Raw genomic sequence first — 24597 nt, 5'->3', positions numbered from 1 at the left:
GATAAACAGCCCGGGCGGGCGAACCCGCCCGGCATAACTATTACTGTGCGAGCTTGGCTTTCACGGCTTCCAGGCCAGGTTTACCGTCAATGGTGGTCACGCCAGCGAGCCAGGTATCGAGTACCTGTGGGTTTTTCTGCAACCAAGCCTTGGCGGCAGCTTCAGGCTTCATCTTGTCGTCAAGCACGTTGCCCATCAGTTTGCTTTCCATGTCGACCGTGAACTCGAGGTTCTTCAACAGCTGGCCAACGTTGCTGCATTCCTGGGCGTAACCCTTGCGGGTGTTGGTCGCCACGGTGGCGGCGCCAAAGTCCGGACCGAAAAACTCATCGCCGCCGGTCAGGTATTCAATGCTGAAACGAGTGTTCATCGGATGCGGTGCCCAGCCGAGGAACACCACGTCGGTGCCGCGCTTGGAGGCGCGGTCGACCTGGGACAGCATGCCCGCTTCGCTCGACTCGACGACCTTGAAGCCGGCGTCCTTCAGGCCGAAGGCATTTTTGTCGATCATGCTCTGGATCAGGCGGTTGCCGTCGTTGCCCGGCTCGATGCCGTAGATCTTGCCGTCGAGTTCCTTCTTGAACTTGGCAATGTCGGCGAAATCATGCAGGCCTTTGTCGTACAGGGCCTTGGGCACCGCGAGGGTGTACTTGGCGCCCTTGAGGTTGGTGCGCACGGTTTCCACGGTGCCGGCGTCGCGGTAGGCCTTGATGTCGTTTTCCATGGTCGGCATCCAGTTGCCGAGGAACACGTCCATGTTCTTGCCGTCGGCCAGGGACTTGTAGGTCACTGGCACGGAAATCATGGTGGTCTTGGTCTTGTAGCCCAGGGCGTCGAGAATCACGCTGGTGGTGGCGGTAGTCACGGTAATGTCGGTCCAGCCGACGTCGGAGAAGTTAACGGTGCTGCACTGTGCGGGTTCAGCAGCGTTGGCCAGCATGGGAAGACTCAGCATGGCGGCCAACAACAACGACTTGGAACCTTTCATGAGTGGACTCCTGGTGTTTTATCGGCGGTGTCCGGTCGGACCTCCGCGCTTTTTATTGGATGTTGCGGTTGGGGCGCGTGAACACAGTCTCGACACGCGGCCTGGAAAACGAGCCGTAACCGATCATGTACCAGCGCAAATCTGTCGCCTACAGGGTGAGTCGTATCCAGTACAGGGAGGGTCGTATCCAGTGTTGGTGACGTCGTTTACAGATTTTTTTCGCCTCCAGCCGGTCTCTGACACGCAAAAAAACGCCCTGGAACCCCGTCGTGAAGCAGGCGGCGTTGGTGGGCATAATTGCGTCGGTGTCAGACGTCGACCCCTCAGGTAAAAACCGGATGATGCGGCCATCCCGGCGTTGAGCGTAGCAGCTCCGTCACCGGGCGCTCCTGCGCCCGGATGTGCCCGTTCTGGAGGTTCTAGGCAATGGCAATCAGTGTGTTCGATCTGTTCAAAATCGGTATTGGCCCGTCCAGTTCCCACACGGTCGGCCCGATGCGTGCTGCGGCGCTGTTTGTCGAGGCGTTGCGGGCAAAGGCGCTGCTGAACGACGTGCGACGGGTCGAGGTGCAGCTCTATGGTTCGCTGTCGGCCACCGGCATCGGCCACGGTAGCGATACCGCGGTCATCATGGGCCTGATGGGCGAGTGGCCGGATGCGATCGATCCGTCGCAGATTGCGCCGCGCATTGCACTGTTGCGCGAAATCGAGACCCTGCAACTGGACGGTCGCCTGCCGGTGCCTTTCGTATGGGCCCGGGACATGCGCCTGATCGACGAAAACCTGCCGTTCCACCCCAATGCCATGACGCTGGTGGCCGAAGGCGCCAGCGGTGAGTTGTTCCGCGACACTTATTATTCGGTCGGCGGTGGTTTTGTCGTCGACGAGGCCCAGGCTTCGAGCGGCGTCGCGGACCTGGACACCACCAAGCTGCCTTACGACTTCTCCAGCGCCGAAGAGCTGCTCGAGCTTTGTCGCACCCATAACCTGCGTGTGGCCGAACTGATGATGGCCAACGAAAAGGCCTGGCGCTCGGAAGAGGAAATCCGCAGCGGCCTGATGAAGCTCTGGCGGGCCATGCAGGATTGTGTCGAGCACGGTCTCAAGCATGAAGGCATCCTGCCCGGCGGTCTGAACGTGCGTCGGCGTGCGGCCAAGCTGCACCGCAGCCTGCAAGAACTGAACAAACCGAATGTCATCGGCTCGACCCTGAGTGCCATGGAGTGGGTCAACCTCTTCGCCCTGGCGGTCAACGAGGAAAACGCCGCCGGCGGGCGCATGGTCACGGCGCCGACCAATGGCGCGGCGGGGATCATTCCGGCGGTGCTGCACTATTTCATGAAGTTCAGCGAGGCCGTCACCGACGCCAACGTGGTGGATTATTTCCTCGGCGCGGCGGCGGTGGGCATCCTGTGCAAGAAGAACGCCTCGATCTCCGGCGCCGAAGTCGGTTGCCAGGGCGAAGTGGGCTCGGCCTGCGCCATGGCGGCGGCAGGTCTGGCGGGGATCCTGGGGGCCACGCCGGAGCAACTGTGCAACGCGGCGGAAATCGGCCTGGAACACAACCTCGGCCTGACCTGCGACCCGGTGGGCGGGCTGGTCCAGGTGCCTTGCATCGAGCGCAACGCGATTGCCGCGGTAAAAGCCATCAATGCGGCGCAGATGGCGCTGCGTGGGGACGGCCAGCATTTCATTTCCCTGGACCGGGTGATCCGCACCATGCGCGATACCGGCGCCGACATGCACGACAAGTACAAAGAGACGTCGCGCGGTGGGTTGGCGGTCAGTGCGGTGGAGTGCTGATAGAAGACTGGCAACTGCCTCTGTGGCGAGGGGGCTTGCTCCCGCTGGGGGCGTAGGAGCTGGCGAAGGCTCGGGCCGCGTTCGGACGATCTTTTGATCTTGATCTTTCGCTCTGGACTCAATTGTCAGGGGAAAGATCGCAGCCTCGCTTCGCTCGACAGCTCCTACACAGCTGAGCGGGGCAAGCTCCCTCGCCACAGGTAGTAGAAACTGCTCAATAAACGAACACTACCCCCTGAACCCGCCACCTTTTAGCGCGTCGCAATCAGATAAGACGCTGTTGTCGGATCAGCCGTTGTGCAGCTGCCGACCGTTCGTCCTCCGCGCTTGGGGTGACACTGTGGCGAAAGTGGCGCAGCCCAGTTCCCACAAGTGATACCGAACTGCTCACCGCCCGCTGTGGCAGTCGCTAACCGCCCTGGATGGCTCCGATAATCCACACTCGTTACGCGCCTTATATAGACGGCTCGGCATGTCGTTTTCAGGATTTGTTGAATACCTATCCAAGTTTAGGCATGGCAATTGCTCTACCAATACAAAGCCCGTCTCCTGCGTAGAGACCGAGGGCAATCACCAATAAAAAGAGCCTCCGCCTGAGGCCATCACCCGCTTTGTGTGAGGAGATACCGCGATGACGTCGACCCACTCCGGGGCTCAACCCCAGAACCGTGCGCCTCAGTCCATCGGCTTTCTGCTGTTGGACAATTTCACGCTGATTTCCCTGGCGTCCGCCGTGGAACCCCTGCGCATGGCCAACCAGCTATCCGGTCGCGAGCTGTATCGCTGGACCACCCTCACCGTGGATGGCGGGCAAGTCTGGGCCAGTGACGGTCTGCAGATCACCCCGGACGCCTCCATGCACAAGGCACCGGCCCTGGATACCGTCATCGTCTGTGGCGGCATCGGCATCCAGCGCACCGTCACCCGGGAACACGTCTCCTGGCTGCAAGGCCAGGCCCGGCAATCCCGTCGTCTCGGCGCGGTCTGCACCGGCAGTTGGGCCCTGGCCTGCGCCGGCCTGCTCGATGGGTTCGATTGCAGCGTGCACTGGGAATGCCTGGCGGCGATGCAGGAAGCCTTCCCGCGGGTGTCGATGAGTACCCGCCTGTTCACCCTCGACCGCAACCGTTTCACCAGCTCCGGCGGCACCGCGCCGCTGGACATGATGCTGCACCTGATCAGTCGCGACCACGGTCGCGAGCTGTCGGCGGCCATCTCGGAAATGTTTGTCTATGAGCGCATCCGCAACGAGCAGGATCACCAGCGCGTGCCGCTCAAGCACATGCTCGGCACCAACCAGCCGAAGTTGCAGGAAATCGTCGCGCTGATGGAGGCCAACCTCGAAGAGCCGATCGACCTGGACGAACTGGCGGTGTATGTCGCCGTATCCCGCCGTCAGCTGGAGCGGCTGTTCCAGAAATACCTGCACTGCTCGCCGTCGCGCTATTACCTCAAGCTGCGACTGATCCGTGCCCGGCAACTGCTCAAGCAGACGCCGATGTCGATCATCGAAGTGGCGTCGGTGTGCGGCTTCGTTTCCACGCCGCACTTCTCCAAGTGCTACCGCGAATACTTCGGCATTCCACCGCGCGACGAGCGCGTCGGTTCCAACACCACGCAACAGGTGGCGATGATGCCGTTGCCGCAGGCCCTGGTGCTGTCGCCGTTGTCCGGCCCGTTGTCGGCGTTGAGCCAGGCGCGTAATGAGTCGACGTTTGCCAGCGTGAGGCTGTAAACCCAGGCGTCCTCATCGCGAGCAGGCTCGCTCCCACATTGGACTGTGTCAGGCACACATCTCATGTGGGAGCGAGCCTGCTCGCGATGGGTTTTTCAGGCGCTGCGGTTTTGCTGGTACTGCGCCAATGCCGGCAACAGCTGCTGATCAATCGCCTGGCGCACGGCCGGCAGGATGGTGGCGCTGCTGGTGTACATCTCCTTGACCATCCGCCGCAGTTCATTGGCACGAGCCTGGTCCAGACCGCGCACGGCGCACTCGCAGGCCTGCTCGGCGGTAGAGCCGCTGGGTATCTGGAGGCCGAGGGCCTTGAGCTGGCCCAGCAGGTCTTCCTGGTCGATCAAATCGGCGTGCATCATGACGCTTTTCCTTGTTCATGGATGGGGGCGTGATCCGATTCTGGTAGCCACCCGAAGCGACGGCAAGGGCAAATCGTCGCGATGACCTATATGGCTATGAGCGTGTCGTTTTCGGCTAACTGGCGCTGTCCGGGACTGGGCACACTGGCCTCAAGCTGAATCACGATGGTTTGGTCACCCTCGCGCTGACAGCTCCTCCAGTAACGCCTCCTGCCCCGATCCTGTCACGGCTTGATCGGGGATTTTTTTGCCTGCGTTGTCCATGCCGACGCCATCGCGAGCGGGTTCGCTCCCACAGGGGAGTGAGGACTTCTGTGGGGGCGAGCCTGCTCGCGATGGCCACGACGCGGTCTAGCGCTGCAACACCAGGATCCGCGACAGCAACTCATCCCTATCCACATAGCAACCCTGGAAATGCCGTGCCCCGGTGGTCGGGTCGAAGGCGTTGCGGGCGTGGAGGGTGCGGCGGTTGTCGAAGCACCACAACTGGCCGGGTTCCAGGCGCTGCATCAGGCGAAATGACGGCTCGCGGGTCAGGGCGATGAAGCGTCGGTAGGCGCGGTAGAGCCTGGGCATCTGCTCGACCGAGGTGTCGAACGGCCCGCGCAGGAAGTTCGCCATGCGGATTTCCGACACCTGCCCCAGCGCGTCCAGTGCGATGATGGGCGCCAGGCAGCGATAGTCGCTGTGGCGATCCTTGTTGCGAAACTCCACCGGGATCTCGCACAACGCAGCAAAGGCTTCGGGGTCTTCCTGGCGCAGGGCTTCGGCAATGGCGAATCCATCGACGAAAATGCTCTCGCCGCCGTCAGCGTCGTTGACCAGGCAATGCAGGAACTGCAACCCCGGTTGCAACTCCCGGGTCGGCAAGTCGCTGTGCAGCGGCAGGTTGAAGGCGGTGTAGGCGTTGCTGTCGGCGTCGGCTTTGGACTGCACATTGAACAGCACGCCGAAGTTGCTCTCGCGGATGAAGGAAATCCGCTGGGCAATCTGTTTCAGCGAGCCGGGCTCGGTGGGCACGCCGCGCACCTGGGTCAGGCCGATGTCCCGTACCGCCAGCAGCCATTGCAACAGCGCGCCGGCATCTTCCATCAGCGCCGGGTAATCGAACACCGGCAATTGCAGATCGTGCTTCCATAGTTGGCGCTGGGCCTTGCCCGCCAGGCGCTCGGCCCTGGATGCATCATCGTAGGCATGGGCGCGCAGCCAGCCCGGGTCGAAACGGCTCAGGTGGCCGTCCTGCCAATCCACGCACAGGCAGCCTTCGGCATCGAGACGGATTGCGCCAGGCGCCAGGTCTTCGGGCATATCGACGATTTCCAGCACCTGTTCCCGGGTCACGGCATAGACGCAGTGTGGGCAGGGGCAGTTATCCCGCAGCCATTGGTGATGAAAAGGGCTGATCCGACCGTCGGCCCAGGTGACCTGTATCCGGTCGGCGAGGGGATTTGCAGCGGTCAGCGCGCAAACCAGGGGATAGCGACGGAAGTCGGCAAAAGCGGCGGCGGTGTTCATGGCGATCTCCTTTTCGGGGTTCAGCGGGCAGGCGGCAGGGCGATGACCCGACCGAGGTAGGCCGGCGCTGGCAGGTCGGATTGTTCGTTGATCAAGGCCTTGAGTTTGCCCAGGGTAGGTTCCGTGAAGGGCGCCGAACGCGGGCCCGCCAGGTCGACGTGCAGCAGCATCTGCTCGTTGCCTGCCAACGCCTTGTCTCCGCCAACCAGGTGCAGGCTGTGGTAGAGATGCAGGCGTTTGGCGTCGTGACCGATGATTTGCGTATGCACTTCGACGTCGGCGTCGACCTTCACTTCGTGCAGGTAATTGAGGTGCAGTTCGAGGGTGAACAGCGAGTGGCCGCGGGCGTCGCGGTTCTGGCTGTCCATGTCGAGCCTGTCCATCAGCGCGTCGGTGGCGTAGCTGAAAATCAGCAGATAGTAGGCGTCGCGCAGGTGACCGTTGAAATCGACCCATTCAGGGCGGATGTGGGTTTGGTAGGTGGTGAGGGTGGGCATGATGTCTGTTCCAACTTTAGGGGTGGCTGGGGTGCCGTCATCGCGAGCAGGCTCGCTCCTACATTTGATTTGTGCACGCCACAGAACCTGTGTGGGAGCGAGCCTGCTCGCGATGGGGCCAGTCAGGCTGGCCCTGGTTCGGGGGGTTACTCGGTAAACGCCATCCCATGCTTCTCCTTGGTGGTCCTTACCGCCTCCAGCACTGCCAGCAGGCAATCGTCACGATAGCGCTCCAGGGCCGAAATGCTGTGGCTGCCCAACTGATCGCTGGTGCCCTCTACCACATCGTCGATCAGCTTTTCGGTCAGCTCGGGCGCCGGCAGGTAGGTCCATGGCAATTGCAACGCCGGGCCGAACTGGGCCATGAAGTGACGCATCCCGGCATCGCCGCCGGCCAACGTGTACGTCAGGAACGTGCCCATGAACGACCAGCGCAGGCCGGCACCGAAACGGATGGCGTCATCGATTTCGCCGGTGGTTGCCACGCCGTCATTGACCAGGTGCAATGCTTCACGCCAGAGCGCTTCGAGCAACCGGTCGGCGATGAAACCGGGCACTTCCTTGCGTACGTGCAGGGGCCGCATGCCGAGGGATTCGTACACCTGCATGGCGGCCTGGATGGCTTCGGGCGCGGTGTTCCTGCCGCCGACCACTTCCACCAGTGGCAGCAGGTAGACCGGGTTGAACGGGTGACCGACCACGCAACGTTCCGGATGGGTGGAACCTTCGTAGAACTCGCTCGGCAGCAGCCCCGAGGTGCTGCTGCCGATCAGCGCATTCGGCTTGGCGGCGGCGCTGATCTGGCTGTGCAGTTCGAGCTTGAGCTCCAGGCGTTCTGGGGCGCTCTCCTGGATGAAGTCGGCATCGCGCACGCATTCTTCGATGGTTGCGACAAAGCGCAGCCGGTCCTGGGAGGCGCCAGGTGCCAGGCCTTGTTTCTCCAGCGCGCCCCAGGCACTGGCAACGCGTTTGCGCAGCGCTGCCTCGGCACCCGGTGCCGGGTCCCAGGCCACGACGTCCAGGCCGTGGGCCAGGGCACGGCTGACCCAACCGCTGCCGATGACGCCACTGCCGAGGGCGGCGAAGGTCTTGATGTCGGTGATAAAGCTCATGGTAATTTCCTGAAGTATTCGATGAACCAAATGTGGGAGCGAGCTTGCTCGCGATGGCGGAGTGTCAGTCGGCACATCTATGAGGCTGTTGCACTGCTATCGCGAGCAGGCTCGCTCCCACAGGGGAGGTGGGTGTCTGGTCAACTGCGTTGGGTCAGGCCCATTTTCTTACGGCCTTCGGCGGGCGTGAGCACGCGGGCACCGAGGCGGCTGAGGATCTCGCCGGCCCGTTCCACCAACTGGCCGTTGGTGGCGAGCACGCCTTTGTCCAGCCACAGGTTGTCTTCCAGCCCGACCCGCACGTTGCCGCCCAGCAGCACCGCCTGGGCGGCCATCGGCATTTGCATGCGGCCGATGCCGAAGCCGGCCCACACCGCGTCCGTCGGCAGGTTGTCGACCATGGCTTTCATGGTGGTGGTGTCGGCCGGTGCGCCCCATGGGATGCCCAGGCAGAGTTGGAACAGGGGGTTGTCCAGCAAACCTTCTTTGATCATCTGCTTGGCAAACCACAGGTGGCCGGTGTCGAAGATTTCCAGCTCGGCTTTCACCCCCAGCTCGGTGATGCGCCTGGCCCCGGCCCGCAGCTGCGCCGGGGTAGAGACGTAGATGGTGTCGCCGTCGCCGAAATTCAGGGTGCCGCAATCCAGGGTGCAGATTTCCGGCAGCAGTTCCTCGACGTGGGCCAGGCGGGTCAACGGACCCACCAGGTCGGTGTTGGGGCCGAATTCCATCGGCCGTTCTCCGGCACCGATTTCCAGGTCGCCGCCCATGCCCGCCGTGAGATTGACGATGATGTCCACGTCCGCCTCGCGGATGCGCTCCATCACTTCACGGTACAGCGCCACGTCGCGGCTGAACTTGCCGGTCTGCGGATCGCGAACGTGGCAGTGGACCACCGTGGCCCCGGCCTTGGCGGCTTCGACAGCGGCCTCGGCGATCTGTTTCGGCGTGACCGGTACGTGGGGACTCTTGGCGGTGGTGTCGCCAGCACCGGTAAGTGCGCAGGTGATGATGACGTCGTGGTTCATGGTGCGGTTTCCTTCAGGCGTAGTGGGTCGCTGCGCAGCCATGTGGGCGCTGCGCAGAGGGATAACGTTCGATCAGTTGCTGGTCAGTTTCAGATTGTCGGCGGCCGGCTTGCCGTCGAAGGTGGTCACGCCTTCGAGCCAGCGCTGCTTGTCCTGTGGATGGTCCTTGAGCCATTGCCGGGCTGATTCGAGCGGGTCCTTGTGATCCAGCAGCGGCTGCATCATCCGGCTCTCGTCTTCGGCGCTGAAGGTCAGGTTGCTCAGCAACCGGCTGACGTTCGGGCATTGCTCGGCGTAGTTCGGCGCCGTGACGGTCCATACGGTGGCCATGCCCTCATTCGGGCCGAGGGCGTCGTCGCTGCCGGTGAGGTAGGTCATCTGTACGTTGACGTTCATCGGGTGCGGCGCCCAGCCGAAGAACACCACGGCTTCCTTGCGCCGCACGGCACGGTCCACGGCGGCGAGCATGCCGGCCTCGCTGGACTCCACCAGTTGGAATTTGCCCAGGCCGAACTGGTTCTTGGCGATCATCGCCTTGATCTGGGTATTGGCGCCGGAGCCGGGCTCGATGCCATAGATCTTGCCGCCCAGTTCCTTCTCGAACCTGGCGATGTCGGCGAAGGTCTTCAGGCCCTTGTCGGCCAGGTAAGTCGGCACCGCCAGGGTGGCGCGGGCGTCTTTCAGGCTGGGTTGCTCCAGTACCTTCACCTGTCTGGCCTCGACGAACGGCGTGATGGTCTGGGTCATCAGCGGGTTCCAGTAGCCCAGGAACATGTCCAGGCGCTGATCGCGGATGCCGGCAAAGATGATCTGCTGGGAGGCGCTGGTCTGCTTGGTCTGGTAGCCGAGGCCGTCGAGCATCACCTGGGTCAAGGCGCTGGTGGCGATGACGTCGGTCCAGTTGACCACGCCCAGGCGCACGTTCTGGCACGCGGCCGGTTCGGCTGCCAGGGCGGCGGAGCTTATGCCCAGGAAGGGGGTAGCGCTGAGTGCAAGAACGCAGTAGCTGATCAGTCGTTTCATGTCGGGTTCCTCGGCAGCTTATTGTTATGGGTTCCGGCGTCTGCGCGCCGGTGATGCCAAGTTACGCAGCCGGCCCTTTGGCAAAACGCACTGCGGCGACTCGCACTTGCACTGCGGCGACCTCTTGAATGGCCCCTGCAAGTGGCGTATCAAGATCCCCACGCTACCCGTCGACCGAGTGCGCCATGTCCCAGGATTTCTACTTTCTGCTGATGCCGGGTTTTTCGGCGATCGGCTTCATTTCGGCCATCGAACCGTTGCGGGTCGCCAACCGCTTTCGCGGCGAACTGTACCGCTGGCATGTGTTGAGTGCCGATGGCGGCGCAGTCCTGGCCAGCAACGGCATGTCGGTCAACGCCGATGCTGCGTTGGAACCGTTGAAGAAGGGCGCGACCCTGTGGGTGGTGGCGGGGTTTGAACCGCTTAAATTCGCCACACCGGCATTGGAGCGCTGGTTGCATCGGCTGGACAAGGAAGGCGTGACCCTGGGCGGCATCGATACCGGCAGCGTGGTCCTGGCCGACGCGGGGTTGTTGGAAGGGCACCGCGTGACCCTGCACTGGGAAGCCATCGAGGCGTTCAAGGAGTCCTACCCACAGCTCGGCGTGACCCAGGAGCTTTTCGAGATCGACCGCCGCCGCATTACCTGTGCCGGAGGCACCGCGTCCATCGACCTGATGCTGGACCTGATCGGCCAGGCCCACGGCGCGGACCTGGCCATTCAAGTGAGCGAACAATTCGTGCTCGGCCGCATCCGTCCGCGCAAGGATCACCAGCGCATGGAAATCGCCAGCCGCTACGGCATTCGTAACAAGAAGCTGGTGCACGTCATTGGTGAGATGGAAACCCACAGCGAGCCGCCCCTGAGTACCCTTGAACTGGCCGAATCCATCGGGGTCACCCGGCGCCAGCTCGAACGGTTGTTCCGCCTGCACCTGAACGACACCCCCAGCAATTTCTACCTGCGGCTGCGCCTGGAAAAAGCCCGGCAGCTGCTGCGCCAGACCGATATGAGCGTGCTAGAGGTGAGCATCGCCTGCGGGTTCGAGTCACCTTCGTACTTCACCCGCAGTTATCGGGCGCGGTTCGAGCGGTGTCCTCGTGAGGATCGGCGGCGCCAGGGGGATGGACGGGAGGTGGTTTGACAGGCATTTATACTCAATTATACTCGTGACTATAAATTATACCTGTCGCCATAATTGAGTATAAAACCATGTCCAAACACACCGGTTTTGTCTTCCGGCGCCCCGATCTGGCCCGCAACATTGTCGATGGGCTGGTGGGTGCCGGGATTCAGGACTACACCTCTGGCTTGTTCCTGGCTGCGCCGAGACGTACCGGAAAAAGTACCTTCCTGCGTGAAGACTTGATCCCAGAATGCGAAGCCCGCGGCTGGTTGGCAGTCTACGTCGACCTATGGGCCAATAAGGAGAAGGACCCTGCCGATCTGATCGCTGCGGCTATCGCCGCGGCATTGGTGCCTTATGAAAAAGGTATCCGCAAGCTTGCCAAATCCATGGGCATCGACAAACTCAGCTTCTTGCGCACGCTGTCCTGGGATTTCAGCCGGCCGCAACTGCCTGACGGCGCAACGCTGACCCAGGCGCTGGAGTTGTTGCATGGTGCCGCTGGTAAAACCGTGGTGTTGGTGATCGACGAAGCCCAGCACGCGCTGACCACCGAAGCCGGGGTCAATGCGATGTTCGCTCTCAAGGCCGCCCGTGACCAGCTCAACCAGGGCCGTGAGGACGATACCAGTGGCCTTCGCCTGGTATTTACGGGTTCCAATCGAGACAAACTGGCTCATCTGGTACTCAGCCGCAATCAACCCTTCTACGGCTCCGGCATCACCTCTTTCCCATTGTTGGGTAAGGAATTCACCAAGGCCTACGCCACCCATTTGAACGCACATCTGGCCCAGACCAACCAATTCAATGCCGACGAGCTCGATCAAGCGTTTGAGTTGGTCGGACGTCGCCCTGAAATGTTGCGTGCCGTCATCGGTGAAATTGCGTTGGAGCTGGGTGAGGCGAACCATTTGGGCGAGCTGTTGCGCAACAGTGCCGAAATGCTGCGTGCCGGTGTCTGGACCGAGTTTGAAAGCGCCTGGAGCGCCCTGACGGTGCCACAACGCGCCGTTCTACAGGTGATGGCCGAGCGCTCGCAAAACAACGAACCCTTTGCGCCCTTCACGGATGCGACGCTGGAGGCCGTGGGCAAGGTGCTTGCGAGTATGGGAAGCGAGGTTGTGCCTGGCACCCAGACCATCCAATCCTGCATCGATGCACTTCGTGAAAAGGAATTGGTATGGAAGTCCAATCGCGGCGGTTACGCATTGGAGGACAAAGCGTTTGCCGATTGGTTGAAGGCGTATCGCAAGCTGTAGAACCGATGCTGCTCGGTAAGCTGCCATGCGAAGAATCTGTGGCGAGGGGATTTATCCCCGCTGAACTGCGTAGGAGCTGTCGAGCGAAGCGAGGCTGCGATCTTTTCCCTGACACTTGAGTTCCAAGCGACGATTTAAAAGATCGCAGGCTTCGCCAGCTCCTGCAGCCCAGCGGGGATAAATCCCCTCGCCACAGAGACTTGTGTCCAATCGGCAATTGGTTTGCAAGGTCTATTTCTTCACCAGCGCCGCACACGCCGCCTTATATGCCTCATGCTGATACTTGTTCAGCGTTGCCGGCAGGGCGAAGTCGTGTTTCTTGCTCTGCGCATTGATCGTCTGCGGCGACAGCAGCGTCACCTCGCAACCTTCCAGCAGCTGGAAGACCCCTTCGATCTTGAACGTCGTCGGGCCGCCGGCAAATTCGCCTTTCTTGCTGCGCTTTTTGATGGCGATGCGTTCGATACGGTTTTCGGCGACGAATGCCCGTACCCGGGTAGCGAAGGCCTTGACGTTGGCGGCTTCGTCATCGTCGTCCAGGGCAATTTTCCGTGTGCTCAGTGCGACGTGACTCAATGCCTGTTGATCCAGCGAGGCGACGGCGATGATCGCTTCGCTGCCTTTGATTTCGATACCGCAGATAATCATTCGAACCTTCGGGGCTTGAGGTGGAAAGGAGCAAGTCTATCCACATCGGAGCCGGTGGACGTGGTGATTTTTGTCGCCTCAGTCCAGGGTCTTGCGCAGGTCCAGCATGATCTTGTCGAAGTAGTCGACCCGGATGATGCCGAAGCGGGGGTACTCGAAGTCGAGGATCACATACAACACGCAGACCATCACCGCCGCATAGCCCAGGCTGTGCAGCCAATGGCGCTGCGCCGTACCGGCCATGCCGTAGCCGATCAGCACGGCGCTGACCAGGGTCATGGCTACCAGCATCAGGTAGATAGTCAGTGGCGGGTGGGTTTCGTGGGCCACGGCGCGGGTGGTGGTGATGTCGATCATTTCGTTCAGCGCCTGTAGCACGCTGACCCCCAGGGTTGGCGTGGGCATTTGTTGCAGGGCGGCGATGGTGCGTTTCCAGATGGTCTGCTGCAAGTCATTGGCCCGGTCATGGGCGGTTTCGTCGATCTGGTCCTCGCGCAAGTCGCGGTAGTAGTCGATCCGGGCGTCGACATAATCCCTGAACGCCTGGCGCACCGCCGGTTGCTCGCTGGCCGGCAGCAGATCCAGGCGCAGCCAGGCGGTGCCCATGGCGTTGGTTTCGGCAACGATCAGCGCGCGCCGCTGGTCCAGGCGCGAGGCTGCGCCGGAGAAGGTAAAGGCAATCAGCAGCGCCAGCAGGCCGAACACCGCGCCTTCAATCGCGCCAATGCCTTGGCGGGCACCCTCTGGATCCTGGGCCAGATGACGATTGCCGATCCGGCGACCAGCCTCGATGCCCAGCACGATCGCGATGAAGATAGCCACGCCGTAGAAAGGCAGGACGGTAAGCGCGTGCATACGAGAATCCCTTGAATGTCGTGCTCGGCTCGTCTGTACGGCGGGACCCGGACGATGCCAGGGCATACCGCAAAGCGAATCGTGGCCTCATCCTAAGATTCTCTTCGTATCCCGCCTACTGTCAGAGTTGACAGTAGGTGGGATGTGAGCTGCCCCTCCTGCAAGATGACCTGGGGTTACAACTCAAGCTGATCGGCGTGGATACCAAAGGCCGCGGCGATTTTCTCGCGAGTGGCCCGGCGGGGTTTTGCAACGGACTCCTGCTGGGCGAAGGCCGGTTGCGAGATGCCCAGGCGCCTGGCAACCTCGTCCTGAGTCAGGTTCAGATGTTCGCGCCAGGCACGGATGGGGGTTGCGCCGTCTACGATTCGGCTGACCACCTCATGGGGAATCAGCTCCGGCTCCAGTTTTTGTGCAACGTACTGTCCGTACGGAATCACCACAAATGCCGGATTTCCCTCGGCATCGTTGATGATCTGAATATCAGTAGGTACGTTCATCGCGTTTCTTGATCTCTTGAATGTCATAAGTCTTTTATAAGGCTTTTGAAGCCTGACTTATATTTTTTCAGAGGCCAATGCATGAACGGTGTCTGGATATTGCCCCGTCATCACTCCTGCCCGATCGACTCCAAAAACTCCGACCGATCATCGCTCACCTGGGCCATGCAGTCGTTTTCGGCGATCTTGTACGCTTCGCTGCCCGGTTTGGCCGGGAAGGCGGCGATGGCGCAGTCGGCGTCGCGTTGTTTTTGCCACAGTTGCTGGGCGGCCTTGATCTTGCCGGTGATGTCGTTGAGCTGGGCCTTGTCGCTGCCGTAGCGGGTTTGCAGGCGTTCGTAGAGGCCTTGCAGGTTTTCGCCCAGCAACTGTTCGGCGGCGGTCTTGCTGTAGACCGAGCAGGCCAGGGTCTGGACGTCGTTTTCGACGGCGTCGCAGGGGTTCTGTTCGGTGTCTTCGGTCGCGTGGGCGACGGTGCTGATCAGTGCCAAAGCCAGGAAAATTGATTTCATTGCGTTGCCGCTCGAGTCCAGTGAAAACCAGTGATGCAGCGGATTCTGGCGCAAGCGTCGGGCAAAGAACAGACGGGGAGGGTGGGCCGGTCGCAGCCCTTTGTCGCTGATTGACGCTTTCGGCAATTCCCCTGTCGTTTTTGCACCGGGTCGCCACGGCCCTCAGGCATATGCTGGCCCCAAAGCGCCGGCAGACGATTCGGCGCATGAAATCCGATAAAAGGGGACTGCCTGATGAGCCCAGCCGAATTGCACGCCGACAGCATCGTTATCGACGGGCTGATCATTGCCAAATGGAACCGCGAACTGTTCGAAGACATGCGCAAGGGCGGCCTGACCGCAGCCAACTGCACCGTGTCGGTATGGGAAGGCTTCCAGGCCACCATCAACAACATCGCTGCCAGCCAGAAACTGATCCGCGAAAACAGCGACCTGGTGATCCCGGTGAAAACCACCGCCGACATCCGCCTCGCCAAGGAACAGGGCAAGACCGGCATCATCTTCGGTTTCCAGAATGCCCATGCCTTCGAAGACCAGCTCGGTTATGTCGAGATCTTCAAGCAGCTCGGCGTCGGTGTGGTGCAGATGTGCTACAACACCCAGAACCTGGTCGGCACCGGTTGCTACGAGCGCGACGGCGGCCTGTCGGGCTTCGGTCGTGAAATCGTCGCCGAGATGAACCGCGTCGGCATCATGTGCGACCTCTCCCACGTCGGTTCCAAGACCTCCGAAGAGGTCATCCTCGAGTCGAAGAAGCCGGTCTGCTATTCCCACTGCCTGCCGTCCGGCCTGAAAGAACACCCACGCAACAAATCCGATGAAGAACTGAAGTTCATCGCCGACCACGGCGGCTTTGTCGGCGTGACCATGTTCGCGCCGTTCCTGGCCAAGGGCATCGATTCGACCATCGACGACTACGCCGAGGCCATCGAGTACACCATGAACCTCGTCGGTGAGGACGCCATCGGCATCGGCACCGACTTCACCCAGGGTCACGACCAGGCGTTCTTCGAAATGCTGACTCACGACAAGGGCTACGCCCGTCGCCTGACCAGCTTCGGCAAAATCATCAACCCCCTGGGCATCCGTACCGTGGGCGAGTTCCCGAACCTCACCGAGACGCTGCTCAAGCGCGGTCATTCCGAGCGAGTGGTACGCAAGATCATGGGCGAGAACTGGGTCAACGTCCTCAAGGACGTCTGGGGCGAGTAAACGCCGCTGCTGCACTGAATCCTTTACCTGCGGCCCTGTGCGCCGCAGGCAACATCACGAATTTCCGGAGTCAAGTTTCAATGGCCAAAATCGCCCCTCAACTGCCTATCGAAGTCGACAGCGAAACCGGTGTCTGGACCTCCGACGCCCTGCCGATGCTCTACGTGCCGCGTCACTTCTTCGTCAACAACCACATGGGCATCGAGGAAGTGCTGGGCGCCGACGCCTACGCCGAGATCCTCTACAAGGCCGGCTACAAATCCGCCTGGCACTGGTGTGAAAAAGAAGCCGAATGCCATGGCCTGGAAGGCGTCGCTGTATTCGAGCACTACATGAAGCGCCTGTCGCAGCGCGGCTGGGGCCTGTTCAAGATCCAGGACATCGACCTCGATAAAGGCACCTGCAGCGTCAAGCTCGAACACTCGGCATTCGTCTATGTATACGGCAAGGTCGGACGCAAGGTCGACTACATGTTCACCGGCTGGTTTGCCGGTGCCATGGACCAGATCCTCGCTGCTCGCGGCAGTTCGATCCGTACCGTGGCCGAGCAGGTCTACGGTGGTTCCGAAGAAGGCCACGACGACGGCCTGTTCATCACCAAGCCGTTGTAAGTCGAGGATTGCGCCATGGCTTTTGAAGCAATGTTCCAGCCGATCCAGATCGGCAAACTGACCATCCGCAACCGCGTGCTCAGCACCGCTCACGCCGAGGTCTATGCCACTGACGGCGGGATGACCACCGACCGGTACGTGAAGTATTACGAAGAAAAGGCCAAGGGCGGCATCGGCCTGGCGATTTGCGGTGGCTCCTCGGTGGTCGCCATCGACAGCCCGCAGGAATGGTGGAGCTCGGTGAACCTGTCCACCGACCGCATCATCCCGCACTTCCAGAACCTGGCCGACGCCATGCACAAGCATGGCGCCAAGATCATGATCCAGATTACCCACATGGGCCGTCGCTCGCGCTGGGACGGCTTCAACTGGCCGACCCTGATGTCGCCGTCCGGTGTGCGTGAACCGGTGCACCGCGCTACCTGCAAGACCATCGAGCCGGAAGAAATCTGGCGGGTGATCGGCAACTATGCCCAGGCGGCACGCCGGGCCAAGGCCGGTGGCCTGGACGGTGTCGAGCTGTCCGCCGTGCACCAGCACATGATCGACCAGTTCTGGAGCCCGCGGGTCAACAAACGTACCGACGAGTGGGGCGGCAGCTTCGAAGGCCGCATGAAGTTCGGCCTGGAAGTGCTCAAGGCCGTGCGCGCCGAAGTGGGCGACGACTTCTGCGTGGGCATGCGCCTGTGCGGTGACGAGTTCCACCCGGACGGCCTGTCCCACGAGGACATGAAACAGATCGCCAAGTACTACGATGACACCGGCATGCTGGATTTCATCGGCGTCGTGGGGTCGGGTTGCGACACCCACAACACCCTGGCCAACGTTATCCCGAACATGAGTTATCCACCGGAGCCGTTCCTGCACCTGGCCGCCGGTATCAAGGAAGTGGTCAAGGTCCCGGTGCTGCACGCGCAGAACATCAAGGACCCGAACCAGGCCACGCGGATCCTGGAGGGCGGTTACGTCGACATGGTCGGCATGACCCGCGCCCACATCGCCGACCCGCACCTGATCACCAAGATCAAGATGGGCCAGGTCGACCAGATCAAGCAGTGCGTCGGCGCCAACTACTGCATCGACCGTCAGTACCAGGGCCTGGACGTGCTGTGCATCCAGAACGCCGCGACCTCCCGTGAGTACATGGGCGTGCCGCACATCATCGAGAAATCCACCGGGCCGAAACGCAAGGTGGTGGTAGTCGGTGCCGGCCCGGCCGGGATGGAAGCCGCTCGCGTGGCGGCTGAACGTGGTCATGACGTGACCCTGTTCGAGAAGAAGGAATTCATCGGCGGGCAGATCACCACGGCCTCGAAAGCCCCGCAACGGGACCAGATCGCCGGTATCACCCGTTGGTTCCAACTGGAACTGGCGCGGCTGAAAGTCGACCTGCGCCTGGGCGTGGCGGCCGACGCGGCGACCATCATGGATCTGCGTCCGGATGTGGTGGTGCTGGCGGTTGGCGGTCATCCGAACCTGGAGCAGAACGAGCACTGGGGCGCCGCCGAAGGGCTGGTGGTCAGCAGCTGGGACGTGCTCGACGGCAAGGTCGCACCGGGCAAGAACGTGCTGGTCTACGACACCATCTGTGAGTTCACCGGCATGTCGGTGGCCGACTTCCTCGCCGACAAGGGCAGCCAGGTCGAGATCGTCACTGACGACATCAAGCCGGGCGTGGCCATTGGCGGGACGTCGTTCCCCACCTACTACCGCAGCATGTACCCCAAAGAAGTGATCATGACCGGGGACATGATGCTGGAGAAGGTCTACCGCGAAGGCGACAAGCTGGTGGCGGTGCTGGAGAACGAATACACCGGTGCCAAGGAAGAACGCGTGGTGGACCAGGTGGTGGTCGAGAACGGCGTGCGGCCGGACGAGGAAATCTACTACGCCCTCAAGGAAGGTTCGCGCAACAAGGGCCAGATCGACGTCGAAGCCCTGTTCGCGATCAAGCCGCAACCGTGCCTGGAGCAGAGCGGCGACGGCTACCTGCTGTTCCGCATCGGCGACTGCGTGGCGCAGCGTAATACCCACGCCGCGATCTACGACGCCCTGCGGCTGTGCAAGGATTTCTAAGCGCTTGCACATGACCCTGTGGGAGCGAGCCTGCTCGCGATAGCGGTGGATCAGTCGACATCTATGTTGAATTTGAGTCCGTCATCGCGAGCAGGCTCGCTCCCACAGGAACCGAGTAAGGCATCTCGACCTGCAAGACCCTGAGGTCTTTGGGAGCAACACCTATGTTGAACACCCTTCTTCCCATCCTGCTGTTCGCCGCCTTGGGCCTTGCGGTCCTTGGCGCCTTGCGGCGGGTGAACATGTGGCGCCGGGGGCGACCGTCCAAGGTCAACCTGATCGGCGGCCTCTTTGCCATGCCCAAGCGCTACATGGTGGATTTGCACCACGTGGTGGCGCGGGACAAATACATTGCCAACACCCACGTTGCCACGGCCGGTGGTGCAGTGGCATCGCTGGTGCTGGCGATCCTGGTGCACGGCTTCGGCCTGCATAACCGCTTCCTTGGCTATGCACTGCTGTTGATGTCGGCGGTGATGTTCGTCGGTGCGATCTTTGTCTACCTGCGTCGGCGCAATCCGCCGTCGCGGCTGTCGAAAGGCCCGTGGATGCGCCTGCCGAAAAGCCTGTTGGCGTTCTCGGCATCGTTCTTCCTGGTGACCCTGCCGGTGGCCGGTATTCTTCCGGAAAACTTCGGTGGCTGGCTGCTGGCGGCGATCCTCGGCGTCGGCGTGTTGTGGGGCGTGTCGGAACTGTTGTTCGGCATGACCTGGGGCGGGCCGATGAAGCACGCCTTTGCCGGTGCCTTGCACCTGGCCTGGCACCGCCGCGCCGAGCGCTTTGGCGGCGGTCGTTCCACCGGCCTTAAACCGCTGGACCTGAACGACCCGCAAGCGCCGTTGGGCGTAGAGAAACCCAAGGATTTCACCTGGAACCAGTTGCTCGGCTTCGACGCCTGCGTGCAATGCGGCAAATGTGAAGCGGCCTGCCCGGCGTTCGCCGCCGGCCAACCGCTGAACCCGAAAAAGCTCATCCAGGACATGGTCGTCGGCCTGGCCGGCGGCACCGATGCGAAGTTCGCCGGCAGCCCGTACCCAGGCAAACCGGTGGGCGAGCACGGCGGTAATCCGCACCAGCCGATCGTCAACGGCCTGGTGGACGCCGAGACGCTGTGGTCCTGCACCACCTGCCGTGCCTGCGTCGAGGAATGCCCGATGATGATCGAGCACGTCGACGCCATCGTCGACATGCGCCGGCACCTGACCCTGGAAAAAGGCGCTACGCCGAACAAGGGCGCCGAGGTGCTGGAAAACCTCATCGCCACCGATAACCCTGGCGGCTTCGCCCCGGGCGGACGGATGAACTGGGCGGCGGACCTGAACCTGAACCTGCTCAGCGAGAAGAAATCCACCGACGTGCTGTTCTGGGTCGGCGACGGTGCCTTCGATATGCGCAACCAGCGCACCTTGCGTGCCTTCGTCAAAGTGCTGAAGGCCGCGAACATCGACTTCGCCGTGCTCGGTCTCGAAGAACGCGACAGCGGCGACGTGGCCCGGCGCCTCGGTGACGAAGCGACCTTCCAACTGTTAGCCAAGCGCAATATCCAGACCCTGGCCAAATACAGTTTCAACCGCATCGTGACCTGCGACCCTCACAGTTTCCACGTGCTGAAAAACGAATACGGCGCCTTCGATGGCAACTACCTGGTGCAGCATCACAGCACCTACCTGGCGGAAATCATCGACGCCGGTGCCCTCAGCCTCGGCCAGCACAAGGGTGACAGCGTGACCTATCACGACCCGTGCTACCTGGGCCGCTACAACGGCGAATACGAGGCACCGCGTCAGGTGCTGTGCGCCCTGGGCATCGAGGTCAAGGAAATGCAGCGTTCCGGTTTCCGTTCGCGTTGCTGCGGCGGTGGCGGCGGTGCGCCGATCACCGACATCCCGGGCAAACAGCGGATCCCTGACATGCGCATGGAAGACATCCGCGAAACCGGCGCCGAGCTGGTGGCGGTAGGTTGCCCACAGTGCACCGCAATGCTTGAAGGTGTGGTCGAGCCCCGGCCGATGATCAAGGATATCGCTGAGCTGGTGGCCGATGCCCTGCTCGAAGAGGCGGCGCCGAGCAAGTCTGCGACCCCGGCCAAACGTGAACCTGCGGAGGTGCATTAATGAGCGACATCATCCGCCGCGACCCTCGCGCCGAGTGGATCGCCCGCAACCGCCTGCACCCGCTGCACGCGGCCATGCAACCGGTACAGCACAGTTGGATGGGGCCTAACGGCATCATTCGCAAGAATGTCCATGGCGTCGGTTTCATCGGCCCCAACGGAATCAAGCGTATCGACCGCAGCGGCGCCCAGCAGGGCGGCACGGCCAAGCGCAGCGCCGCGACTGAGGTACAACTGCCGTTGCATCAGGTACCGCAACCGGCGTTCCACATCTGTGTGGTGCCGGACATGGTGGGCGGGCGTCTCAGCAGTCACGACCGCGATCTGCTGGGCCTGGCTCATCAACTGGCCGGTACGGAAGGTGCCGTGCTGGCAGTGGTCTTCGGCGAGCACAAGGAGAGCGCGTTCGCCACGGCCGGCGTCGACCGCCTGCTGGTGCTGGACGGCGAGGAATTCAGCGGTTATGCACCGGAACAACGGGTGCAGGGCCTGCGAGCTGTGGATAACCAGTTCAACCCACGCCACTGGCTGCTGCCCGACAGCCGCAGTGGTGGCGGCGAACTGGGCCGGCGATTTGCCGCGGCCTTGGGCGAGCGTCCGGCGACCCGCGTCTGGCAAGTCAAGGGCGAGGAATGCATCGGCCGCGCCGGCGCGGGTCTGCAAGACTTGGCCAGGCCGTTGGCACGGTTGATCCTGGCCGCAGCCGAATGCGCCGAACCGGTCAGCGAAACCCGTCATGAAGCCTTGCCGGTGGAGTTATCCACAAGCGTGGCCCGCAGTCTGTCACGCATCGAGGATCTGGGTGCGGTGGCGGTGGATCCGGGCGCGATCCCGATGGCCGAAGCCGAATTCATTTTCTCGGGCGGCAACGGGGTCAAGGACTGGGCGCTGTTCCACCAGACCGCTGCGGCCCTGGGCGCCACCGAAGGCGCGTCGCGGGTGGCGGTGGACGATGGTTTCATGGCCCGGGACCGTCAGGTCGGCGCCAGTGGTACCTGGGTTACCGCACGGGTTTACGTGGCGGTGGGGATTTCCGGGGCGATCCAGCACCTGCAAGGCATCGGTGCCTGCGACAAGGTGGTGGCGATCAACCTCGACCCGGGCTGCGACATGATCAAACGGGCGGACCTGTCGGTGATCGGTGACAGCGCGGCGATTCTCCAAGCCTTGATCACGGCGGTAGAGGCTTACCGCAACGAGGCCAAGCGTGATGCGGCTTAAGCTAAGGATTCAACCATGAGTACTCAAGTGATCAGCCTCGTGTCCATTGGCGCGCACCCGACCTCCGGTCGGCCCCGGCGCGCCGAGCAGGACGCCCGCGCCGTGGAGTTGGGCCTGCAACTGGCCGGCAACGACCTGCAAGTGCTGCACGCCGGTGACGTGGCCGAGCCGGCCCTGCGCGCCTACCTGGGCATGGGTCTGGACGAACTGCACGTGCTGGAAAACCCTGCGGGCGGCGATGCGCTGCCGGCGCTGACCGACTATCTGCGTGATGTGGGCGCCCAAGTGGTGCTGACCGGCAGCCAGGCGGAAACCGGCGAAGGCTCGGGGATGCTGCCGTTCCTGCTGGCGGAAAACCTCGGCTGGCCTCTGGTGGTGGGTCTGGCCCAGGTCGAGTCCCTCGACAATGGCGTGGCCCTGGTGCTGCAAGCCTTGCCCCGTGGGCAGCGGCGGCGCCTGAAAGTGCGCCTGCCATTCCTGGCCACCGTGGATAACGCCGCGCCAAAACCCCGGCAAAGCGCCTACGGCCCAGCCCGGCGCGGCGCGTTGCACGCTGAAGAAGTCGAAGTGATCGACGACGCTCTGCTGGCGGTGGCAACCCTGCAGCCGGCCAAGCCACGTCCCAAGCGCCTGAAAGTCATCAAGGCCAAGAGTGGCGCCGACCGTATGAAAGCCGCCACGGCCAAGGCCAGCGGTGGCGGTGGGCAAGTGCTCAAGGGCCTGAGCCCGGAGGCAGGCGCCGAGGCGATACTCAAGTTGCTGGTGGAGGAAGGGGTGGTTCGCTAACCCCGCAATCCCCGCAAAACCCCATGTGGGAGCGAGCCTGCTCGCGATGGCTGGGTGTCAGGTGACATTGTTGTCGCTGATACACCGCTATCGCGAGCAGGCTCGCTCCCACAGAGGATCGGGTTTACCCACAACTCCTGTATACGCCTGTGGATAACCCCCAAAGGCGTCTGATAGCTATTGGAGCCCCTTCATGGACATCCTGTTTCGTCCGGCTTTACCCACGGATACGCTCGAGATTGCCCGTTTGTTCCAGATTTCTTCCGAAGGTGCTTCGGATTACATCTGGAGCCAGTTGGCGGCGCCCGGCCAGGAGCTTGTAGAGGTGGGCGCAGCACGCTACGCGCGGGAGGATGTGGATTTCTCTTACCAGAACTGCGTCATCGCAGAGGCGGGTGGGCGGGTCATCGGGATGATGCACAGTTACGTGATGCGCCATGATCCGCTGGCGACTCCCGTCACAGATCCGGTCCTGGCGCCCTACGCCGACATGGAAGTTCCCGATACCCTCTATATATCCAGCCTGGCCCTCCATGAAGGGTGGCGTAGCAAAGGGCTGGGCGTGCGCTTTCTCGAGCTGGCACAACAGCGGGCCGATCAACTGAAACTCAAGGGCCTGAGCCTGATCGACTACGCAGCGAACACCGGGGCCCGGCGCTTTTATGAACGTCATGGCTTTGGCATTGTTAAAACCTGCCAAGTGGTTCCGCATCCGATGATTCGGGTGACGGGGGACGCGTATCTCATGTATCGGGCCTGAAGGCCGCCGACAAGACTTCTGCCAGCGAGCGGGCTCTTCCCCGAAAAGCGGCGTTTACCCACAATCGCTGTGCATCCATCTGTGGATAACCTGTTCGCCCCTCGCTATACCCCTTGTCAATCAAGCGCTGCAAGCCTGCGCTCAGAAAATAGCCAGCCTAACCCACGGTTTTCATTGGCTTTTTCGTGTGAATAAAAGCGGACGATGAACCGCAGTTGCCCCCAATCTCTGTTGGCGCCTTTGTGGATAAGATGTTTGCTGTCCTCTACAAGCCATACGGAACGGGCTCTTCAGGCGATTGGTCATTAAATAATCAATTCACCTTTTTAATCTGAAAATCCCCCACGGAGTCTTGATTTACAGGCCGTTGCAGCGGTTTTCCACAGTACCGTCAAATTTACCCCCAAACACTGTTGGCGCTTCTGTGGATAAGGTGTTCGCTCCCTGCTGTAAGCCCTATGGATCAAGCCTTTCAGGCGGCTGATCAAAAACTGATCGATATGACGGCGATATCCTCGATAGGCTAAGTGGCGGATTTTTCCAGGATTTGCCTCAGGAACAGCCAATCAGAAGGGCACTTGTCCCCATTAGCTGTGGGTGGACTTGTGGATAACTTGTTCGCGAAAGGCTGTGGCCCCCGATTGGTATAGTCCGAAACGCGATAGATCAAATTTCATACAGTTCTAAGGAACTGCCTTGACGGGCGACGGTCGCGTGTCTTCACTCCAAACCACAAGGACATCAGCGTTTTTATCCACATCCGGTTCAGGGAGAGCACAGGATGGATAGCCGACAGCCTCACGCGTACCTCCCCCCTTCGGTGAATTGCATCCCGACGCCGCCCATGTTGTTGCCCA

General features: G+C 61.8%; 22 protein-coding genes. 11 read left to right on the top strand and 11 right to left on the bottom strand.

Going from position 1 to position 24597, the window contains the following annotated elements; all coding sequences use genetic code 11:
* Positions 1-40: 40 nt before the first annotated feature.
* A complete protein-coding gene (locus LOY67_RS26005; protein ID WP_265065019.1) occupies positions 41-988 on the bottom strand; it encodes a choline ABC transporter substrate-binding protein in 948 nt (315 codons plus the stop codon).
* Positions 989-1414: 426 nt separating this feature from the next.
* On the opposite strand from LOY67_RS26005, the gene LOY67_RS26000 reads away from it, so the two are divergent.
* Positions 1415-2791 carry an L-serine ammonia-lyase gene (locus LOY67_RS26000; RefSeq protein WP_265065018.1) on the top strand — a complete coding sequence of 459 codons (1377 nt, stop codon included), beginning with the start codon at positions 1415-1417 and terminating at the stop codon, positions 2789-2791.
* Between the two features lie 631 nt (positions 2792-3422).
* On the top strand, positions 3423-4526 hold the full coding sequence (locus LOY67_RS25995) for a GlxA family transcriptional regulator (RefSeq protein ID WP_024776554.1): 1104 nt from the start codon (positions 3423-3425) through the stop codon (positions 4524-4526).
* Between the two features lie 95 nt (positions 4527-4621).
* Here the strand turns inward: LOY67_RS25995 and LOY67_RS25990 are convergent, their stop codons facing one another.
* The 6 genes from LOY67_RS25990 to choX form a co-directional block, all read right to left on the bottom strand.
* On the bottom strand, positions 4622-4885 hold the full coding sequence (locus LOY67_RS25990; protein ID WP_265065017.1) for a hypothetical protein: 264 nt from the start codon (positions 4883-4885) through the stop codon (positions 4622-4624).
* A 351-nt stretch (positions 4886-5236) separates the two neighbouring features.
* Positions 5237-6400 carry a gamma-butyrobetaine dioxygenase gene (locus tag LOY67_RS25985; protein WP_265065016.1) on the bottom strand — a complete coding sequence of 388 codons (1164 nt, stop codon included), beginning with the start codon at positions 6398-6400 and terminating at the stop codon, positions 5237-5239.
* A 20-nt stretch (positions 6401-6420) separates the two neighbouring features.
* Complete coding sequence (locus LOY67_RS25980; protein WP_265065015.1) at positions 6421-6897, bottom strand: thioesterase family protein; 477 nt, start codon at positions 6895-6897, stop codon at positions 6421-6423.
* A 146-nt stretch (positions 6898-7043) separates the two neighbouring features.
* Positions 7044-8009, bottom strand: a complete 966-nt coding sequence (locus LOY67_RS25975; RefSeq protein WP_265065014.1) for an L-carnitine dehydrogenase — start codon at positions 8007-8009, stop codon at positions 7044-7046.
* Between the two features lie 140 nt (positions 8010-8149).
* Positions 8150-9037 (bottom strand): 3-keto-5-aminohexanoate cleavage protein, encoded by an 888-nt coding sequence (locus tag LOY67_RS25970; RefSeq protein WP_265065013.1) that lies wholly within the window; start codon positions 9035-9037, stop codon positions 8150-8152.
* 72 nt (positions 9038-9109) lie between these two features.
* Positions 9110-10060, bottom strand: coding sequence for a choline ABC transporter substrate-binding protein (choX, locus tag LOY67_RS25965; RefSeq protein ID WP_265065012.1), 951 nt, complete (start codon positions 10058-10060; stop codon positions 9110-9112).
* Between the two features lie 185 nt (positions 10061-10245).
* Here choX and LOY67_RS25960 point away from each other — a divergent pair, with 185 nt between their 5' ends.
* Positions 10246-11205, top strand: coding sequence for a GlxA family transcriptional regulator (locus LOY67_RS25960; RefSeq protein ID WP_265065011.1), 960 nt, complete (start codon positions 10246-10248; stop codon positions 11203-11205).
* 68 nt (positions 11206-11273) lie between these two features.
* Entirely contained in the window at positions 11274-12446 is a 1173-nt protein-coding gene (locus LOY67_RS25955) for an AAA family ATPase (protein ID WP_265065010.1), read from the top strand.
* A 231-nt stretch (positions 12447-12677) separates the two neighbouring features.
* Here LOY67_RS25955 and LOY67_RS25950 read toward each other — a convergent pair whose 3' ends face one another.
* The 4 genes from LOY67_RS25950 to LOY67_RS25935 all read right to left on the bottom strand — a co-directional run bounded on the left by LOY67_RS25950 (position 12678) and on the right by LOY67_RS25935 (position 14961).
* Entirely contained in the window at positions 12678-13094 is a 417-nt protein-coding gene (locus LOY67_RS25950; protein ID WP_265065009.1) for a DUF3010 family protein, read from the bottom strand.
* Positions 13095-13172: 78 nt separating this feature from the next.
* Positions 13173-13949, bottom strand: coding sequence for a DUF4239 domain-containing protein (locus LOY67_RS25945; protein ID WP_265065008.1), 777 nt, complete (start codon positions 13947-13949; stop codon positions 13173-13175).
* Positions 13950-14125: 176 nt separating this feature from the next.
* On the bottom strand, positions 14126-14449 hold the full coding sequence (locus tag LOY67_RS25940; RefSeq protein WP_265065007.1) for a helix-turn-helix domain-containing protein: 324 nt from the start codon (positions 14447-14449) through the stop codon (positions 14126-14128).
* A 110-nt stretch (positions 14450-14559) separates the two neighbouring features.
* Positions 14560-14961: a lysozyme inhibitor LprI family protein gene (locus tag LOY67_RS25935; protein ID WP_265065006.1), complete on the bottom strand. Its 402-nt coding sequence runs from the start codon at positions 14959-14961 to the stop codon at positions 14560-14562.
* 234 nt (positions 14962-15195) lie between these two features.
* Here LOY67_RS25935 and LOY67_RS25930 point away from each other — a divergent pair, with 234 nt between their 5' ends.
* The 7 genes from LOY67_RS25930 (at position 15196) to LOY67_RS25900 (ending at position 23740) form a co-directional block, all read left to right on the top strand.
* Entirely contained in the window at positions 15196-16173 is a 978-nt protein-coding gene (locus LOY67_RS25930; RefSeq protein WP_047702363.1) for a dipeptidase, read from the top strand.
* A gap of 80 nt (positions 16174-16253) precedes the next feature.
* A complete protein-coding gene (locus tag LOY67_RS25925) occupies positions 16254-16784 on the top strand; it encodes a DUF5943 domain-containing protein (RefSeq protein WP_041021573.1) in 531 nt (176 codons plus the stop codon).
* Between the two features lie 15 nt (positions 16785-16799).
* Positions 16800-18860: a dimethylglycine demethylation protein DgcA gene (gene dgcA / locus LOY67_RS25920; RefSeq protein ID WP_265065005.1), complete on the top strand. Its 2061-nt coding sequence runs from the start codon at positions 16800-16802 to the stop codon at positions 18858-18860.
* Positions 18861-19024: 164 nt separating this feature from the next.
* Positions 19025-20974 (top strand): dimethylglycine demethylation protein DgcB, encoded by a 1950-nt coding sequence (gene dgcB / locus LOY67_RS25915; protein WP_265065004.1) that lies wholly within the window; start codon positions 19025-19027, stop codon positions 20972-20974.
* Positions 20974-22194 carry an electron transfer flavoprotein subunit alpha/FixB family protein gene (locus LOY67_RS25910; protein ID WP_265065003.1) on the top strand — a complete coding sequence of 407 codons (1221 nt, stop codon included), beginning with the start codon at positions 20974-20976 and terminating at the stop codon, positions 22192-22194. The genes dgcB and LOY67_RS25910 overlap by 1 nt, the downstream gene beginning before the upstream one ends.
* Positions 22195-22209: 15 nt before the next feature.
* Positions 22210-22980 carry an electron transfer flavoprotein subunit beta gene (locus LOY67_RS25905; protein ID WP_265065002.1) on the top strand — a complete coding sequence of 257 codons (771 nt, stop codon included), beginning with the start codon at positions 22210-22212 and terminating at the stop codon, positions 22978-22980.
* A gap of 193 nt (positions 22981-23173) precedes the next feature.
* Positions 23174-23740: a GNAT family N-acetyltransferase gene (locus LOY67_RS25900; RefSeq protein WP_265065001.1), complete on the top strand. Its 567-nt coding sequence runs from the start codon at positions 23174-23176 to the stop codon at positions 23738-23740.
* Positions 23741-24597: the final 857 nt, after the last annotated feature.

This window comes from Pseudomonas sp. B21-056 (assembly GCF_026016325.1).
Lineage (GTDB): Bacteria > Pseudomonadota > Gammaproteobacteria > Pseudomonadales > Pseudomonadaceae > Aquipseudomonas.
This window is presented reverse-complemented; position numbering and strand designations above follow the sequence as displayed.